We start from the raw sequence: 17,726 nt of genomic DNA on the forward strand, positions 1-17,726 counted from the left end.
GAAATAATCAGGCTCCTGCAATGGGGCTGCGCTTGGGGCAGGTTTATAGCTGAAGGCTGAATTGCTGAATGAATGCCTCCAACTGTTTGAGTTCAAAGGCTTCGGCATAGCTGATTAACGTTTGAGCAAAGGCAGCACAGTCGGGGTGGGACTGTTTCAGGGCAGTGGCGATCTCGATTACACCATCCAGATCACCTTTCTTGAGACAGTCGATGAGTTGGGCAACCACTTCCGGCGGCGGAGCAACAATGTTAGTAATGTCAGTAATGTCAGCAATGTTAGCAACGTCAGCAACGTCAGCGATATTGGCAATGTCAGTTGGCGGGAATGGACGGGATGTCGGTCGGGCTGGCCCAGCAGTCGGTTGATCATAGCGCCATTGGAGGTTGAGGCAGCGCTGTAGTAGGGACAGGAGACAATCCGCCTGAACTGGTTTGGCTAAAAACTCGTTGGCACCGGCATCGAGACTCTGGTGCTGATCGGCTTCAAACACGCTGGCCGAAGAGGCAATGATGATCATATCTTTGGTTTCGGGCTGCTGGCGCAACTGTTGAATCATGCCAAACCCGTCCAGTCCGGGCATTAACAAGTCAGTAATGATCAGATGAGGTTGCCAGCTAGTCGCAATTTCCAACCCTTCCTGACCGTTGCTGGCCTCAGCTAGCTCAAACCCAATTGGCTCCAAGAAACTAACCAGCACCGAGCGGTTTTCCCATCGATCATCCACAATCAGCACTTTCTGGGCTGGCCCCTCATAGCCCACAATCATGCCCTGGGACACTATTCTGGCTGCATCAGCCCAACTCTGCGCCACCGGCACCTCAACATCGAACCAAAAGGTACTGCCCTGATTGGGTTGACTCTGCACTTCTAGCGTACTGTTCATCAAGGCAACGATATTCTGGCTGATCGCTAGCCCCAGTCCGGTTCCTTCAGTTTGGCGTTGGGCCGCTCCAACCTGCTCAAATGGCAAAAAGATCTTTCCCAGCTGGTCGGGCGTCATGCCAACCCCTGTATCTTCGATTTGAAACCGCAATCGGTACATGGGTTGTGCGTTCTCAGTAGAGGTTTCGATGGGCTGAGCCTTGACCACAAACCGGACGCTGCCTTGATCGGTGAACTTAATCGCATTGCCGATCAAATTCAGCAAGACCTGACGCAAGCGCTTCTCATCGGCCCGAATTCCAGTCGGGAGTTGGGAATCAAACTGGTAATCAAAGCAAAGCTGCTTTTGCTCGGCTCGGATGCGGCAGATCTCAGCGACGCCGTTTAGGAAAGCCGGCAAATGAAACTCGGTGGGATTCAGCTCCATTTTGCGAGCTTCGATTTTGGCCAGATCTAGAATGTCGTTAATTAGCATCAGCAGGTGAGCGCCGCACTGGTGCATCACGTTGGCTCCCTTACGAGCCACTTCCGGTAGGTTCTTTGTGCGCTGCAGAATTTGCGCATAGCCCAAAATTCCGTTTAAGGGCGTGCGTAGCTCGTGGCTCATATTAGCCAGAAACTCACTTTTGGCTTTGTTGGCCCTATCCGCGGCTTCTTTGGCTTGTTTCAACTCAGCCGTGCGTTCTTCAACCCGCGATTCCAAGACTTCGTTGGATTGTTGCAGGGCTGTAAACGAGTCCCGCAACTGTTGTGCCATCCGGTTAAAGGCATGAGCTAAGCCATTCAGTTCGTTGATCCGAAACCCTTCCACCTGCTGATCCAAATTACCAGCTGCAATCGACTCGGTGGCCTGACTCAAGCGGCGAATCGGACGAGTAATCCAACGCGAGGTGTAAATCCCGACGATTGTGGCAACAGCCAGCGCACCCAAACAGAGCAAAATCGTAGTCTGGGTGTTAGCGTTGATCTGCTCCATAAAATCAGATTCGGGCACGACAATCATGATCAACCAATCAATGCCGCGACCATCTGAAAAAGGCGTCACCTGAACGAGCTGCTGCTGACCATTGAGCTGAAAGTCAAGCTGAGTCGGGGCTTTGATCTGCTTGAAGTTGCCAAATTGCTGAATCATATGGTTGGCGGTTGCCCGCACGAGCACACTCTTACTTTCCGTTGCCAGCAGGCGCTCAGGCTGCTCTGCATCTTGAGACTTGAAGGGCAGCTCAGCCGTGGAGTTTGCTACGATTCGCCCATCGCGCTCAATAATAAACACCTCACCTGATTTGCCGATCGTCAGTTGTTCCAGAAATTTACTAACATCTTGCAGTCTGAGAAAAACACCAACTACTCCTAGAAGCTGATTTGCTTGGTTATAAACAGGTTGGCTGGCCGTAATCACCAGAACTGGGGAACCAAAATCAGGAATAATCTCTCCCCAAACCGGCTGCTTGGCGGCAACGGCTGCTTTATACCAGGGGCGGAGCCGCGCATCATATTTCTTCCCGATTTCGGGTGGTCCGATGCGATTCCCCTGCGAATCAATGTTGTAGTAGTGATTTAAGAAATTTGTAGATTGATTCACAAAAATATACTGAGGAGCCGTATTCTCGCCGCGCAGCCCGATTCCCAGGAAAGAGCCATCTTGCTGATCGCCAACCATGATCCAGCTGACATTAAAATACTGCTTCTGTTGCCAGAGATAGCGCTCGCTTGCTGGATTTTCTGTATCTAATCGCCCCTCGCGAACTGCATCGACACTGATCTGATTCACTAGATGGGGCGTGGCCAGATAAGTTTCCAGGTGTTGCTGGGTGCGGGAGGCAATTTCTCGATGCAACTCTGCGGCAAGATCCTTCACAGCCCTTTGGCCATTTCTAAAGGAGAGATATCCGACTAGGCCCACTGCTGCAAAGATTTGCAACACAAAAGGCAGAACCAAAATTAAGCGGAGAGGAACCTTTCTATCATGTTTTTGATGGGAGGGATCAGACAGAATTGGCTGGGACATGGTTCGCCTCCGACAAGGTAATTCAGGTAAAGGTAATTCAGGTAGTCGTTAGCCATAACATGCCCAAGCGTAGTTTTGCTATAACGCAAATTAGCTCAAATCCAGCGGAATGTCGGAGTATTTTCCTTAACATAGCGGTTGGCAGCGCCTTGACGGGGCTGATGTTATACCAATTCTTAGTTTTAAGTTTTGAGTTTTGAATTACGGAAGCTGCATACCGCAACCCATCGAATGCTGTAATCTGTAGCCTGATTAAAGGGAAATGGTATTAAAGGCTAGGGAATGGACTGGCAATCCAGCCCAACCTGAGACCAAGGGAATAAACTAAGCTAGATTGCGTTAGTTTGCCATTCCCCCACCCAATTTTGTAAAATAGTACAAATATATTAGATTGCTTCTTAGCAAATCCTTTCGGCTAAAATCCTTTCGGCCATCGGCCAAAAGTCAGCCCAGAAGAGCTGCACCATCACCGTAAACTCTGAGTACACTAAAGGCACTCAAAACCACATTAAAATCCTGCGTCCACCTCAATAGGAGCTAAACATCTGTTATGAATAGCTGCATCTTAATGGCGGAAGTTGTCCAAGACCCCGAACTGCGCTATACACCCGATAATCAAACACCTCTGGCCGAACTGTGGGTGCAGTTTCCAGGTTTGCGAGACGAAGACCCACCTGAGAAGCTGAAGGTTGTCGGCTGGGGCAATTTGGCCCAGGAAATCCAGGAGCGCTATCACGTCGGTGACCGGGTGATTATTGAAGGCCGACTGCACATGAACACAATCGAACGTCCGGAAGGGTTTAAGGAAAAGCGGGCCGAACTGACCGCCCAAAAAATCCATCTCCTCGGTGCCGATGCCAGCATTACTTCCACCTCAGCCAGCCTGCCAACCGCAGCACCAACCGCCGCGGCTCCAGCCAACCCAGTCGCCACTGCTGCTCCCAGTGCACCCAAGGCCAAACCTGCCAGCCGTACCCCTAAAGCGGAACCAGCAGCCACTAAATCCCCAGCCTATTCGGCCCCTGCTCCGGAACCAATTGACTACGACGAGATTCCGTTCTAAGCCAGATTCCGAATTTGCTTCGATATCCAGCCAGCGGCTTGCGTCGGTTCGGTTGGGCCACGAATTTGATCAACCATTGGACAAGCGTTGAGGGTAGTTGTGGCTCTCTGCGCTTTGTGTTTTTTATGGCACGATGGGCGTAACAGAATCTAGTCGAATCCTATTCTTCTTCTATAGACAGAGTTCAATCCTCTGGGCAAAGCGCTAGGCTGCACAAAATTCAAAGTGGACTACCCTAGAGTTTGGGGTAAAGAGTAGCAAAACCTCCAGGCTTAGAGTAATATCATCTGCATGACGCTATGGATAGCGTCTACGCAACCCCACGCAACCACAAGCAGTAACGTCCCGGAATGTCCTATGGTTCAAAACCTCGAACGCAGCCGTCAAACCAATTCGCTTCCTGAAAACGCCCCAGCCGCCAATCCAGTTTTCTTCCGCACTTACAGTCGTCGCGATATCACCGCCGACCAACAGCGGGAGAGTTGGCAGGATGTCTGTAGCCGTACACTGCGGGGCTTGATCAAACTGGGCAAACTCACTCCAGAACAAGCAGCCCTGGTCGAGCGAATGCAGCGGGAGTTGAAAAGCCTACCTTCTGGACGCTGGCTCTGGGTAGGTGGATCCACATGGATCGAGAAATCAGAGAACTTTTCCGGAGCCTACAACTGCACCAGCACCAATGTCCTAGATTGGCGTGCCTTTGGTCTGATGATGGATCTGGCCATGATGGGCTGCGGTACGGGTGCCGTGCTCGAACCGAAGTACATCAACCAGTTGCCGCCAATCCGCAATTGTTTGCAGGTGACGATGCAGGGAGAGATCGGCACGACTCCAGCCTCCTTGCGCCGTGAGCAAACCGAAGTCACGATCAACGGCAATCAGGTGACGATTCAAGTGGGAGATAGCCGCCAGGGCTGGGTCAAGTCCTACCAGACACTGCTGGAGCTTTCCACCGACGAGCGCTTTACCGACTCGGTGCAGGTGGTAATTGACCTCAGTGATGTGCGGCCTGCCGGAGAAAAACTGAAGGGCTTTGGCGGTGTGGCCAACCCGATTCGCTTACCCGGACTCTATGAGCGCTGTGCCCATATTTTGAACAAAGCAGTTGGCCGCCAGTTGACCTCGGTGGAATGCTGCTTGCTGATCGATGAGGCGGCGGCCTGTGTGGTGGCCGGTAACATTCGCCGCTGCCTGCCTGAAGATGCGCTGGTGCACACCTCAAAGGGACTGGTGCCGATCAGGGATGTGCAGGTTGGAGATTTGGTGCAAACGCCGCTCGGTTTCCGCAGAGTGGTCAGCAAATTTGATCAGGGCTATCAAGATGTCTACGAAATTGAGACCAACGCCACGGCTCCAAGAGCGACCCTGAATCACCGACAGGCAGTTTGGGCCGATGCCAAAGGTACGATCCGCTGGAAGCAGTTGGCGGAATTGGCTGAAGGCGATCGGCTGATGCACAGCACACAGGTTCTGCCCGGGACCGTGACTCACCTTCCCCAAGACGATGCAACCCGACCTGCGCAAAGCCGCAGCGTGAAACCGATCGTGATTCCCGATCTAACCCCTGAAGTCGCCTGGTTGATTGGATTTACGCAGGGGGATGGCCATGTGGCGCTAGGACGCAACAAATATGGCAAACCCTATGGTCGAGTTGAATGGGCGATGAATGGCCTGGATATGCAGGTAGCAGCTGGGATTCGGGGAAAGCTGGATGCGGCGCTAGCGCTGTTCGGTCTGTCGGTCTCTCACGGTTTTGTTAAAGGAGAAACCACAGCTAAATCGGTGTGCTCCTCGATTCGATTGGCCGAGTACTTCTACCAACATATCAAGCAGCCTAACCAGCCATTGCAGGTGCCCCGTTTCATTCTGCAAGGTGCGGTGGATATTCGAGCAGCCTATCTAGCAGGGCTGATGGATAGCGATGGTGCGGTCAACAATCGGCCTCCCCATCTAGTTACAACCGTGTACCGCTCGTTTGCTAGACAGGTGGCCGCCGTGCTGTCGAGTTTGGGCCTTGCCGGTCGGCTGATCGTGGTGCATCCGCAAAATCAGAGCTGGCAGCCGAAGTACAATTTGACCATCCCGGCGCTGAAGGACCGCTATAACGCCCTGATTGCCCCCCACTCGGCCAAGGGAGCATTGCGGCAAGGACTGAAAATGCATGGCTTTACGATTCCCGCTGCTGTGCTGCGGGCAGCTTACACCTACAGCGAAATGCAGGCCATGGGCTTTGAGGGGTCTACCCAAACTGCCGCCAACTACGAGCGCTATGTAGCAGAATCGGACCTGAACCTGGATATTCCAGTCACGGTTAAAGGAGTGGGCAGCTACGACCATGTCCAAACCTATGACATCGAGGTCGAAGAAGCCCACTGTTTCTACTGCGATGGCTATCTGACTCATAACAGTGCCGGCATGCGTCAAGGCATCAGCAGCGATCAGGCATTTGCCGCCGCTAAAGATAACCTCTGGCAGCAGGATGCCGAAGGCAACTGGCGGATTGACCCAGAACGGGATGTGCTGCGGATGGCCAACCATACCCGCGTATTTCACCGCAAGCCAACCTACGAGGAATGCATCGATGCTGTGCGCAAACAGTTCTATTCCGGCGAAGGCGCAATTCAATGGGCTGGTGAAGCGATTGCGCGAGGAAATGGCGATTTACTCCAACATTCCGAGCAAAAATTACAGTTTATTGCTGCCTATAATCGCGGAGAAGGACAACAGTGGTTGCAGCAGCAATATCCCAATATGCCAGCAACCGAATTACAGCATCGGTTAGGACGCTACGGATTGAACCCATGTGGCGAAATCCTGGGTGAAAATTTTCACTGTAATTTGGCGGAAATTCACCTGAATCAGCTTGATCCGTTTAATCTCCAAGAACAAGAAGCCGCCTTTACCGCTGGAGCTTTGTCGGTAGCATCGCTACTGAATCATCAGTTTGTTGAACCGCGCTATCAAGAGTCGCGTTTGCTTGACCCCATTGTCGGCGTCTCCTTTACGGGTCTGTTCGATTTCTTTGTGCAGGCGTTTGGCGTCGAGTGGTTGCGCTGGTGGGAGCAGGGCCGCCCCGATAGCGTCACCGGGCTGCAATTCAAGCAAAAAGAAAAGGAATACCTCAGCCGCTGGAAGGAGATTGTGCATCGCGTTGTGTGGGACTACTGTGACCAGCATGACTTGAAACGCCCCAACCGCTGCACCACCGTTCAGCCCGCAGGCACCAAATCGCTGTTGACGGGTGCGAGTCCGGGTTGGCATCCGCCCAAAGCGCAGCGGTTTATTCGGCGCATCACCTTCCGCAAAAACGATCCGGTGGCGCTGGCCTGTTTGGATTATGGCTACAAGATCGTGCCATCCCAGTCCGACAAAGACGAAAACGGGCGGTTGCTGGATGATCCGTTTGATCCTCGCTGTACCGAATGGCTGGTGGAAATTCCGGTGGAAGTCCTGTGGGCCAATCTACCCGGAGCTGACGAGATCGACATCTCCAAGTTTTCAGCTCTGGCACAAACGGATTTCTACATGCAGGTGCAAAAACACTACACGGCTCACAATACCTCGGCCACAATTGAACTGCGGGAAAGCGAAGTCGAAGATCTAGCCAAACGCATCTATGACGCCATCCAAACCGACGAAGGCTATATTTCAGCCGCGCTGCTGGCTCGCTTCGACGATCACCAAACCTTCCCGCGTCTGCCATTCGAGCCAATCTCCAAAGCTCAGTACGAACAGCTGCATCAAGAAGTGTTGTTGCGGCGACGCACCGATGATTTCCAGCAGTCGCTGAAACGCTATGACTCTGGTGAATTGTTTGAGGCGGGACCAGCGGGCTGCGATAGCGATAAATGCATGTTGCCAGAGCAGAAGTAGCTGGCTAGGGCAGGAGTCAATCAACAGCATAACCGCTAGCAAACTAGCAAAAACGATGGAAGGTTCTGGAGTGAGCTTTCCATCTTGCTTTCTGTAAACTTTAAGCCCGTTCGTTTCACTGCTCTAGTCTGGCGATTGATCTCAGTCGGTCACTTTTCTCATCAGCACTTGGAAACCTGCTTGCTCAAAGTGTTTATCATGGGTCAGTGCTGCTTGGATTTCTAGATCCTGCATCAGGACAAAGGAGCTGCAATCTGTCAAACTCCATTGCTTATCTGGGCACTGAGTATATAGGTTTAGGGCGCGATCAAATAGCTCGGTTGTTTGGGGTATGACGGTGATAGTAGGATTATTCTGCATACCTGATATCGTGGTAGCTACCTGTTGGCGAATATTCTGTTCAAATTTGCAGAAGAAGTTCAATACTTCAATCAAAACCATTTCACTGGTTGTGATGAACGTCTTACTGGTTTCTAGAGACTCAGATATGGTATCAGCTATCGGATGCAGTTCATCTTGTGAATAGAAGAGAGCAACCCAGTAGCTACTATCAGCAAAGACAGTCCTCATGATTGATTGTCAGGAACTCCATAAAGATAAGCATCGAGCCGCTGCGAAGCATCTTTAGGAACTTTCTCCCATTCATGAGCTGGAACTTTTGCCATATTTTCGCGCACAATCTCTCGAAAAGAGCGAGCTGTAGTGTCGTAGGGCTGAGCTAACTTCTGTTTGATCTGCTGAATTTGCATCTCGTAAGAGTTTTGCTGTTGCAATTTATTTTGAACGATTGCAGCGATTAGAGTTTCTAGCTCAGCACGGGTCATTGTGCTGATTGAGTCGGTTGGCTGAGATTTTGATTCAACCATTGTGAATGTCCTGTTGTTCGCTTCTTATAACGCCCAAACTGTTGCCTATACTTCAGAACTTCCCATCTCGAATGTGTTCTCAATAATTTGCAGCATTGATCACTTGGAAGACTGCTGATCAATCTAACACATCTGTAATAACGCATTCTGATTTCTAAAGAAAGTTACCGGTTTTGCTGCTTTGTTCTGGTGTTTGTGATAAAAGTCTTCTCATTGTGATCAAATCATGTGTTCGCTATCGATGAGAACTGGAGCAATGCAAAGGGTTGTTTGGGCTGGCTTGGCGAGTTTGGCAGCTAGTGTGCTGGGGATGGAGGCAGAGGCACAGGTTGTGCCTGATAGTACGTTGGGTGCAGAGCGTTCGCGGCGAAGATTTGGGTTGATCCAGAAAGTTTAGTTGTAAATGACGACAGTGCTACAACTAAGACATCCAGAAATGATAGCAGATTGTAAAGGTATAGGATGGCTAAAGATGCGTTTCATAACGCAGTCAAATCTGCTTTGCAGAAAGATGGGTGGATTGTTTCTGCTGGATATTACTCGCTTGATGTAGGTGGAGTCCAGATGGAAATTGATCTATCGGCTGAGCGCTTGATTGTGGCTGAGCGGCGAACTGAAAAAATTGCTGTAGAGGTCAAGTCATTTCTGAGTCCTTCCGCAATCTCTGAATTTCATACTGCGTTGGGTCAGTTTATCAATTACCGGGCGGCACTCCGCCTCAAAGAACCTGAGCGAATTCTCTATCTTGCTGTAGCCAGATCAACCTATCGCAACTTTTTTACTCGTCCGTTTCCTAGAATGATGATTGAGGATAATCAAGTTAAGCTGTTGGTGTTTCATCCACAGAAGGAAGAGATTGTGCAATGGATAAATTGAATCAGTATCGTAGTCTAGTGAAGCAGGTTCTAGCCGAGCAGAGTCAGCATCAGCCGATACATGGACAGATTGAAGTCCAACTGTTGTGCAACGAGTCGCAGGATGATTATCAGATTTTTCACCTGGGCTGGGATGAAGATGATCGTATCCACCACTGTTTGGTGCATGTGCGGCTTAAAGACGGCAAGATTTGGGTTGAAAATGATGATACTGAGGTGGGTATCGCTAATATTTTAGTAGAGCTTGGGGTGGCAAAAGCAGAGATTGTTCTAGCTTATCACGCGCCCTATTTGCGACATTTTAGTGAATATGCAGTGAGTTAGATAGCCCATTTCTAAAGAAAGTAGTCTGTTTCGCTGCTCTAGTTCAGTTCTTGTGGTAGAAGTCCTCTAATTGGAATTAAATCATGTGTTCAACTACTGACAAGGGCTGGAGCGATGCAAAGGGTTATTTGGGCTGGCTTGGCGAGTTTGGCAGTTAGTGTGCTGGGGATGGAAGCAGAGGCGCAGGTTGTGCCTGATGCTACATTAGGCGCTGATAGTTCGCGGGTGCGACGGGCGGCAGTGCGAGGACGAGCGGCAGATTTGATTGAGGGCGGCGCGGCGAGAGATCGCAATCTGTTTCATAGCTTTCAGGAGTTTGGCATTCGAGAGGGTGATGCGGCATATTTTGCTAACCCAGCCAGGATTGAGAATATCTTTGGTCGCGTTACGGGGAATAATCCATCGAATATTTTAGGAACGTTGGGTGTTGATGGTGCGGCGAATCTGTTTCTGATGAACCCGAACGGAATTTTGTTTGGCTCAAACGCGAGTCTGGATGTGCAGGGATCGTTTGTGGGAACGACGGCAAATGCAATTCAGTTTGGCGAGCAGGGCTTTTTTAGTGCTGGTGATGGTGTTGCTCCAGGTGTGCTGACGGTGAATCCGAGTGCGTTCTTTTTCAATCAAGTCAATCCATCCGGGTCTATCATCAATCAATCAGCAACCCCTAATTCAATTAATCCTCAGTTTGTCGATGGGTTACGTGTTAGCGATGGTCAGAGCTTACTGTTGCTAGGCAATGAAATTCGATTGCAGCAGGGAAAGCTTTTTGCATCAAGTGGGCACGTTGAATTAGGAGCGGTTGCTGAAGGTGTTGTTGGAATAACAGTTGATGGCAACCGTCTTGATTTGAATTTCCCAACCGATTTGAGACTAGGATCAATTGATGCATCGGGCAGCATCATTGATGCAAGCGGCATACAAAGTGTCAGCACTTCGGGCGGCGAGATTGAGATTCAAGGCTCTCAAGTGACACTAACCAATTCCTCTATCCTTTCGAATGGTTTTGGTAGTCAAAATAACGGCAATATTGCACTCCGAGCAAATCAGCTCAATCTGACAAATTCTTCGATTGCAACTAACACATCTGCAACTGCTGGTGGAGGCGGAATTCGCTTTCAAGGTGGTGGAATCAGTATGCTTAACGGAAGTCGTTTAGTTGCAGAGACAAATGGGCAAGGGAGTGCTGGAAATATTACAATTTCTACTGATTCAATAGAGATAAGCGGCACTTTAGGCAACCGTGATACCAGAACTCGCATCGCTTCTGAAACATCTGGTGTCGGGAATAGTGGAAATATTACGGTTTCTACCAGACAATTAAATATTAGTGAGGGAGCCATCATTTCAACTAGTACCGAGCCAAATAGCCAGGGACAGGGCGGTATCTTAACGATTAGTGCTTTGGACACTGTAAATTTAAGCGGTGTTTCCGACGATGGTACCCGTGCTGCATTAGCTGCTGAAACTCGCAGTAGCGGTAGCGGTGGTAGTATTAACGTGAATACTAGACAACTCACCATTCAAGATGGCGCTATTATTTCCATCAATGCAATTGAGGGAACTAGCGGTTCAGCGAGTAATCTGACCATCAATTCTACGGAATCTGTCCGTCTAAGTGGTACTTCCGCAGGTGGATCTCGTGCTGCTATATCTGCTCAAACAGGTGGTAGCGGTTCCGGAGGCAGTATTTTGATCAATACTCCTCAACTGATTGTCCAGAATGGAGGAATCATATCAGTTAATGCAATCCAAGGAAGTAGTGGGCAATCTGGTAATCTAACAATCAATGCCTCAGAATTGGTGCAATTGAGCGGTGTTTCGTTAAATAGAGAGCGTGCAGCTCTGAGTGCAGAGACTGGCGGTAGTGGTCAAGGCGGCGATATCAATATTCAGACAAGAAATTTTATTGTTGAAAATGGAGGGATTGCTTCAGCGAATGCTATAAGAGGCAGCAGTGGGCGTGGAGGTAATATAGTTATCACGGCTTCAGAGTCGGTAAGACTATCTGGCATATCTCAAAGCATTCAGCAGCCAAGCACCCTAACTGCTCGTACTCAAGGAACTGGACAAGCTGGCAATATCCAGGTTTTAACTGAACAATTTATTATTCAGGATGGAGCAACCATTTCGATTCGAGTACAGCCAGAAGCAAGTGGAAACGGAGGTAATCTAACTATCTTCACTGGTTCCCTATCCTTGCTGAATGGTGCTGGCATACGTGCTGACACAGCGGGACAGGGTAGTGCCAGTAATATCCTGATAAAAGCACGCGATCGCATTTCTCTAGATGGTACGAGTACAGTTATCTCAAGTACCGTGGAACCAGGAGCAGTCGGACAAGGAGGCAATATTCAGATCTTTACTGATACACTCTCCCTTGCAAGTGGTGCTCAACTCCAAGCCAGCACTGTTGGAGAAGGCAACGCAGGCAGCGTCATCATCAATGCCACTGATTCGGTGTCTCTCGACGATGCAGCTATCCTTAGCACCGTTGAACAGGGTGGGATTGGTGCAGGTGGCAACATTGACCTCACTTCTCGTTCTCTGACTCTGACTGATGGCGCTCAACTTTTAGCCAGCACTTTTGGACAAGGCAATGCAGGCCGTATCATCATTAACGCCACGGATTCAGTGTCTCTCGATGGCAGGAGTGGAACGTTTACTGGTGGTATCTTCAGCACCGTTGAACAGGGTGGGATTGGTGCAGGTGGCAACATTGACCTCACTTCTCGTTCTCTGACTCTGACTGATGGCGCTCAACTTCAAGCCAGCACTCGTGGACAAGGCGATGCAGGCCGTATCATCATCAACGCCACCAACTCAGTGTTTCTCGATGGTGTCGATCGCCGCAATGGTCGCTCTAGCGCAATCGCTACGAGTGCAGAGGCGACTGCAACTGGACGAGGTAATTCCGTTCAGATCGCTACTCCTACCCTCCGCCTCATCAACGGCGCTGTGATTAACGCTGGTACTGCCAACAGTCAACCCGGTGGTAACATCACGATCAACGCCAACACGCTCGAAGCCACTAGCGGTGGACAACTGATCACCTCTACTCTCAGTTCAGGGAAAGCGGGCGATATCACCCTGAATGTTCGCGATAACATCACTTTCTCTGGTCGAGATCTTACCTTCAACGATCGTCTCACCACTTTCGGTCGTGATGTCACTGCCAATGAAGGCAACGGTGAAAGCGGACTATTCGCCAACACGCGCCCCAACTCCACAGGCAACGGTGGAACTATTACCCTCAACGCCAATACGCTCAACCTGCTCGACGGCGCTCAAATCACTGCCTTCACTGCTGGTACAGGCAACCCCGGCAATATTCAGATTCGCGACACTGACACCATCAATCTTAACAACAGCACGATCTCCACTACCATCAACTCTGGTGCTGCGCTGAGTAATCCCAACTCAAATCTGGGCAACATCGATATCCAAGCTCGTTCCCTTGCCCTCAACAACAATGCTCAAATCACCGCTAGTACATCCGGACAAGGCAACGCAGGCAACATTTTTGTCCGTGATGCTGAATCAATCACGTTAGACAATAACTCTACTATCTCCACTGCCGTCAACGCAGACGCTATCGGACAAGGCGGCAGCATCACACTCGGCACAGACACTCTAGCCTTAGGTAATCGCTCCAACATCACCTCCAGCACATCCGGAACAGGCAGCACCGGACGCATCACCATCAACGCCTCAGATCGCACTACCCTCGCTGACAACAGCAGTATCACCAGTACTGTCAACTCAACTGCAACAGGTGATTCTCAGCAGATCACCCTCAACACACCTAATCTCTCCCTCAGCGATTCCCAAATCTCGGCATCCACGGCTGGAACAGGTGATGCTGGTAACATCTCTGTGCAAGGTGCTGAGACGATCTCCCTCAACAACAGCTCTATCTCAACCGCAGTTGAAACCCCACAAACTAGAGGCGACGGCGGCAATCTAGAGATTCAAACGGGCGAATTAACGCTCAATCATTCTCGCATCAGCTCCAGTACAGCCGGAATAGGCGATACAGGCAACATCACCATCAACGCCTCAGATCGCATCAACCTCCGCAATCGCAGCCGCATCACCAACCGCGTCCAACAAGGCGCAACAGGCAACTCTCAAACCATTCGCCTCAACACCCCCCAACTATCCCTCAGAGGCAACTCCCGCCTCTCAGCCGCCACCAACGGCATCGGGCAAGCAGGCAACGTGATTGTCCAAAATGCAGACTCCATCTTCCTCGGCAACAGCACAATCTCCACGCAAATTGGAGCAAACGGCATCGTGCCCCGCCCAGCCAATCAGCCCAACCGCTCACAGCCAGCAGATCAACGCAGCAACATCCTCCTAGACACCAACTCCCTCACCCTCAACAACGGCGCTCGCATCACTGCCAACACCGCCAATCGAGGCGACGCAGGCAACATCACCGTCCGCAACGCAGAAACAATCTCCCTCAACCAAAGCACAATCTCCTCCGCAGTCGGAGAAAACGCCAGCGGACAAGGCGGCAACATCCAGCTCAACACCAGCAGCCTCAACCTCGACAACGCCCGCATCAGCGCCCGCACCCAAGCCCAAGGACGCGGTGGAGATATCGTCGTTAACGCTGAAGATACGATTCAGACAACCGACAGCGACATCGAAACCTTCTCCGACAGCTCATCAAGCGGTGACATCAACCTCAGCGCCGCACAAATCCGCCTGCGAGGCGACAGCGACATCCGCACCCAGGTCAATCAAGGCGAAGGCAGCGGCGGCAACATCACCCTATCCGCAGATGCGATTGTGGCATTCGACGACAGCGACATCGTCACCCGCGCCCCCGAAGGACAAGGCGGCAACATCAGATTCGATACCCCTGCCTTCTTCGGCGAAGCGTACATTCCTGACACCCGCGCCGCAGAAAATAACCAGGTCGAAGTCGATGCAAGTGGAGTGCGCTCTGGAGTCGTGACAGCCCCCGATGTCAGCTTCATCCAAAACAGCCTCGCCGACCTGCCCACCAGCGCCATCAACACCGACCAACTGCTCGCCAATAGCTGCATTGCCCGCACCGAAACAGGCGGCACATTCCTGATCACAGGCACAGGGGGCTTGCCTGCGGCTCCCGGCAACGATGCAGCTTCAGCTTACCCCACAGGTGAAGTTCGCGCTATCCCCACCGAAGAGGCTCCTACAGACTGGCAACCCGGGGATCCGATTGTAGAGCCGCAGGGTGTGTACCGACTACCAGACGGACGATTGGTGATGAGCCGCGACTGTTTTGACCAGCAGGCAAAGTAGCTGATCATAACTTGCTTGCCGAGAAAGCGATTGCTCGCGCTAGGATCAATCTTGGCGAGTGTCGTTAGAAGGTTTGCGTATGTTTATGGATGAATTGACCCCAGTATTTCAGCAGCTCACCAGCTATCCAGTGGCGTTTCTGGGCGGTTTTGTTTCGGGGCTGCTGCGGTTGAATTTGGCCGAAGATCCGGTGAAAAGCTGGCTGGATCAGCAAACGGGTTCCTACACGCCCAGCACGCCCTCCAGCACCAATGGCAAAAATGGTCCCCAGTCGATCACGATTGAGTAGAATCTATCAACCAGAAGCCAGATAGTCGCCCGATTTGCCGCCGGTTTTGCGCACCAGATGAATCGCCTCGATCTGAATCGACTTTTCGAGTGCTTTGGCCATATCGTAGAGGGTGAGGGCCGCTACAGAAACAGCAGTCAAGGCTTCCATTTCCACACCCGTTTCGGCTTTGGTTCTCACCTCGGCTTGAATTTGGTATCCCGGCAGGGTCGGATCGGGCGTGATTTGAATTTCGACTTTTTGCAGCGGCAGCGGATGGCAGAGCGGAATCAGATTTGCCGTTTGCTTGGCGGCCATAATCCCCGCAATGCGGGCTGTGCTCAGCACATCGCCCTTAGGTGCATTGCCGGTTTGAATTGCTTCTAGCGTTTCGGGCAACATGCGCACCCGGCCTACCGCCACCGCAGATCGCACGGTTGCAGCTTTCGCTGAAACATCCACCATTTGCGCCTGTCCTTGCAAATCGAGGTGGGAGAGGGTAGTTGAGTCTGGTGTTGCAGGTTCTGTCATGGCACGATTGCTCCTAGGAAAAAGTATGTTTCCTAGGACTTACGTATTTGCCCCCTAAATCCCCCAATAATGGGGGACTTCCAATCTGTTTCCCTCCAGATTTGGGGGGCTAGGGGGGGCAAAAATTGCTGAGCTGCGTAAGTCCTGTTTCCGTAACTGTAGACGAAACTGGAACCGTTGATCTTGAGAACGCAACATTGATGGCGGAGTTCTCTAGTAGTTTCTTGGGCTAGATTTTTGCTCTACACCTGCTCAAACGGGCAACATACGAGTCAGTATTTTGATGGATGGTTCGGATGCAACTGGTCTTGCCACCAGGACAACGGGTTATTCTGAATATAGCGTCGGATATTTTGTAAGGCGCGCTGATCTCGGATGATACGTTCGTAGTAATTGCGTTGCCAGACGGGTCTGCCCGCCGTTTTGCGCAGTTGATTAATGCGACGGGTTGAAACCGATTTGAAATTTTGCACGATTGCACCAATTGATCCGGGTTGTGTTCCGTCCTTTGGTGGGGGCGAAGCATTTGTATGAATATCTTGACTCGATGCTATCAATCTCGGCGCAAATGCTTCACCCCTACAATCCATCCCACCCAACCAAATAATCCCATGCACATGATTCGGCATCACCACAAAGGCGTCCAATTCCACCGACTGAAAATGCTGTGGCAATCTTAACCAACAGGATTGGACGATTTGCCCTAACAAACTCAACTGCATCTGCCCATCCTCAATCGTTCCAAATAAACACTCGCGCTGATGGGTGCAGAGAGTGATGAAATAGGCTCCTGCTGTGGTGTAATCGTAGCCTTTGAGGCGAATTGAACGACGGTGATGCTTTTGGGGATCGTAGTGAGAAGGCATAAACGCAACAGCTCATCCTTCTTAACGTTCCCAAAGTTTGCTCTCGGTTATCTCGATCTACCCAAAATTGAGCGTAATTAAACCGTTGCTGTTTGCTTCATCACGGCGTTCCGAGCAGTATCTAACGTGCCATTCAAGTGATTCAAAATTAGCTTGGTGGCTGTTTTGGCATCTTTGCGTTGATAAGCCCGCAAAATGGCTCGGTGTTCTTGTTCGGATTCGGCTTTGCGGAGTGGCTGCTCGCTGAAGGAAAGATTGATGTAAATCGCGGCTAAGTCGGAGAGCCGATGCAGCATTTGCTTGAGTTGGGTGGTTTGAGTCGCATCATCTAATAGATTGTGAAACTGGCGATTCAAATCAACCCACTGCTCGTGATCGGTGGTCGCTTCCATTTGATCCAGCAGGGCTTCGGCTTCCTGAATCTGCGGCGGCGTGATTTGAGCAATGCCTCGTTTGACGCTGAGGGGAATTAGCGCAGCTCGCATTTCGTATACTTCTTCGAGTTCGGATAAGGTGGGTATCCGGACTACCGCTCCTTTGAAGGCATCGAGTTCAATCAACCCCTGGGTGCTCAGTTCTCGCAATGCTTCCCGGATAGGCGTGACGCTAACGTTTAAGGCTTCTGCTAGTTCTGCTTGTACTAAACGGGTTCCACCTGGTAAGTGCCCTAACAGAATGGCCTGCCGCAGATGTTCGGTCACCGTGGCGTGCGTGGTGCGGGGAAACTTGTTTAACCCACCGAGTTGCAGTTTAGCCAAGGTTGGTCGCTCCTAAATTCACAGTCACTATTATGCCATTTCTCAAAAATCATGGATCATATATGATATATGCTATATTTTGTAGCCTGTATAACGTTTTCTGCCAAGCGC

General features: G+C 50.9%; 13 protein-coding genes. 7 read left to right on the forward strand and 6 right to left on the reverse strand.

The features are described from left to right. Positions 1-43: 43 nt before the first annotated feature. Positions 44-2,893, reverse strand: a complete 2,850-nt coding sequence (locus HJG54_RS27785; RefSeq protein WP_316432483.1) for a hybrid sensor histidine kinase/response regulator — start codon at positions 2,891-2,893, stop codon at positions 44-46. Between the two features lie 550 nt (positions 2,894-3,443). On the opposite strand from HJG54_RS27785, the gene HJG54_RS27790 reads away from it, so the two are divergent. Further along, positions 3,444-3,956, forward strand: a complete 513-nt coding sequence (locus HJG54_RS27790; RefSeq protein WP_316432484.1) for a single-stranded DNA-binding protein — start codon at positions 3,444-3,446, stop codon at positions 3,954-3,956. Positions 3,957-4,313: 357 nt separating this feature from the next. Continuing rightward, a complete protein-coding gene (nrdJ, locus tag HJG54_RS27795) occupies positions 4,314-7,829 on the forward strand; it encodes a ribonucleoside-triphosphate reductase, adenosylcobalamin-dependent (protein WP_316432485.1) in 3,516 nt (1,171 codons plus the stop codon). Positions 7,830-7,970: 141 nt separating this feature from the next. Here nrdJ and HJG54_RS27800 read toward each other — a convergent pair whose 3' ends face one another. Then, positions 7,971-8,399 (reverse strand): type II toxin-antitoxin system VapC family toxin, encoded by a 429-nt coding sequence (locus HJG54_RS27800; protein ID WP_316432486.1) that lies wholly within the window; start codon positions 8,397-8,399, stop codon positions 7,971-7,973. Further along, entirely contained in the window at positions 8,396-8,695 is a 300-nt protein-coding gene (locus tag HJG54_RS27805) for a hypothetical protein (protein ID WP_316432487.1), read from the reverse strand. The genes HJG54_RS27800 and HJG54_RS27805 overlap by 4 nt, the downstream gene beginning before the upstream one ends. Before the next feature lie 256 nt (positions 8,696-8,951). Between HJG54_RS27805 and HJG54_RS27810 the strand changes: the two genes are divergently transcribed. The 5 genes from HJG54_RS27810 (at position 8,952) to HJG54_RS27830 (ending at position 15,481) form a co-directional block, all read left to right on the forward strand. After that, entirely contained in the window at positions 8,952-9,092 is a 141-nt protein-coding gene (locus HJG54_RS27810) for a hypothetical protein (RefSeq protein WP_316432488.1), read from the forward strand. A gap of 65 nt (positions 9,093-9,157) precedes the next feature. Beyond that, positions 9,158-9,571 carry an element excision factor XisH family protein gene (locus tag HJG54_RS27815; RefSeq protein WP_316432490.1) on the forward strand — a complete coding sequence of 138 codons (414 nt, stop codon included), beginning with the start codon at positions 9,158-9,160 and terminating at the stop codon, positions 9,569-9,571. Next, positions 9,559-9,894: a XisI protein gene (locus HJG54_RS27820; protein ID WP_316432491.1), complete on the forward strand. Its 336-nt coding sequence runs from the start codon at positions 9,559-9,561 to the stop codon at positions 9,892-9,894. Before HJG54_RS27815 ends, HJG54_RS27820 begins: the two co-directional genes overlap by 13 nt. A gap of 114 nt (positions 9,895-10,008) precedes the next feature. Next, complete coding sequence (locus HJG54_RS27825; protein ID WP_316432493.1) at positions 10,009-15,192, forward strand: beta strand repeat-containing protein; 5,184 nt, start codon at positions 10,009-10,011, stop codon at positions 15,190-15,192. 85 nt (positions 15,193-15,277) lie between these two features. Beyond that, complete coding sequence (locus HJG54_RS27830) at positions 15,278-15,481, forward strand: hypothetical protein (RefSeq protein WP_316432495.1); 204 nt, start codon at positions 15,278-15,280, stop codon at positions 15,479-15,481. A 6-nt stretch (positions 15,482-15,487) separates the two neighbouring features. On the opposite strand, the gene moaC is transcribed toward HJG54_RS27830, so the two are convergent. From moaC to HJG54_RS27845, 3 genes are all read right to left on the reverse strand, one after another. Continuing rightward, positions 15,488-15,991, reverse strand: a complete 504-nt coding sequence (moaC, locus tag HJG54_RS27835) for a cyclic pyranopterin monophosphate synthase MoaC (protein WP_316432496.1) — start codon at positions 15,989-15,991, stop codon at positions 15,488-15,490. Positions 15,992-16,263: 272 nt separating this feature from the next. Continuing rightward, positions 16,264-16,857 (reverse strand): transposase, encoded by a 594-nt coding sequence (locus HJG54_RS27840; protein WP_316432497.1) that lies wholly within the window; start codon positions 16,855-16,857, stop codon positions 16,264-16,266. Between the two features lie 77 nt (positions 16,858-16,934). Beyond that, entirely contained in the window at positions 16,935-17,615 is a 681-nt protein-coding gene (locus HJG54_RS27845; RefSeq protein WP_316432498.1) for a GntR family transcriptional regulator, read from the reverse strand. Between the last annotated feature and the right edge of the window lie 111 nt (positions 17,616-17,726).

Source organism: Leptolyngbya sp. NK1-12, from assembly GCF_032598965.1.
In the GTDB taxonomy this organism is placed as follows: Bacteria; Cyanobacteriota; Cyanobacteriia; order Elainellales; family Elainellaceae; genus Elainella.

Bases quoted from the DNA above. Each gene is read 5' to 3' on its own strand.
- HJG54_RS27785 (WP_316432483.1), bottom strand. From the start codon at position 2,893: ATGTCCCAGCCAATTCTGTCTGATCCCTCCCATCAAAAACATGATAGA.
- HJG54_RS27790 (WP_316432484.1), top strand. From the start codon at position 3,444: ATGAATAGCTGCATCTTAATGGCGGAAGTTGTCCAAGACCCCGAACTG.
- nrdJ (WP_316432485.1), top strand. From the start codon at position 4,314: ATGGTTCAAAACCTCGAACGCAGCCGTCAAACCAATTCGCTTCCTGAA.
- HJG54_RS27800 (WP_316432486.1), bottom strand. From the start codon at position 8,399: ATGAGGACTGTCTTTGCTGATAGTAGCTACTGGGTTGCTCTCTTCTAT.
- HJG54_RS27805 (WP_316432487.1), bottom strand. From the start codon at position 8,695: ATGGTTGAATCAAAATCTCAGCCAACCGACTCAATCAGCACAATGACC.
- HJG54_RS27810 (WP_316432488.1), top strand. From the start codon at position 8,952: ATGCAAAGGGTTGTTTGGGCTGGCTTGGCGAGTTTGGCAGCTAGTGTG.
- HJG54_RS27815 (WP_316432490.1), top strand. From the start codon at position 9,158: ATGGCTAAAGATGCGTTTCATAACGCAGTCAAATCTGCTTTGCAGAAA.
- HJG54_RS27820 (WP_316432491.1), top strand. From the start codon at position 9,559: ATGGATAAATTGAATCAGTATCGTAGTCTAGTGAAGCAGGTTCTAGCC.
- HJG54_RS27825 (WP_316432493.1), top strand. From the start codon at position 10,009: ATGCAAAGGGTTATTTGGGCTGGCTTGGCGAGTTTGGCAGTTAGTGTG.
- HJG54_RS27830 (WP_316432495.1), top strand. From the start codon at position 15,278: ATGGATGAATTGACCCCAGTATTTCAGCAGCTCACCAGCTATCCAGTG.
- moaC (WP_316432496.1), bottom strand. From the start codon at position 15,991: ATGACAGAACCTGCAACACCAGACTCAACTACCCTCTCCCACCTCGAT.
- HJG54_RS27840 (WP_316432497.1), bottom strand. From the start codon at position 16,857: ATGCCTTCTCACTACGATCCCCAAAAGCATCACCGTCGTTCAATTCGC.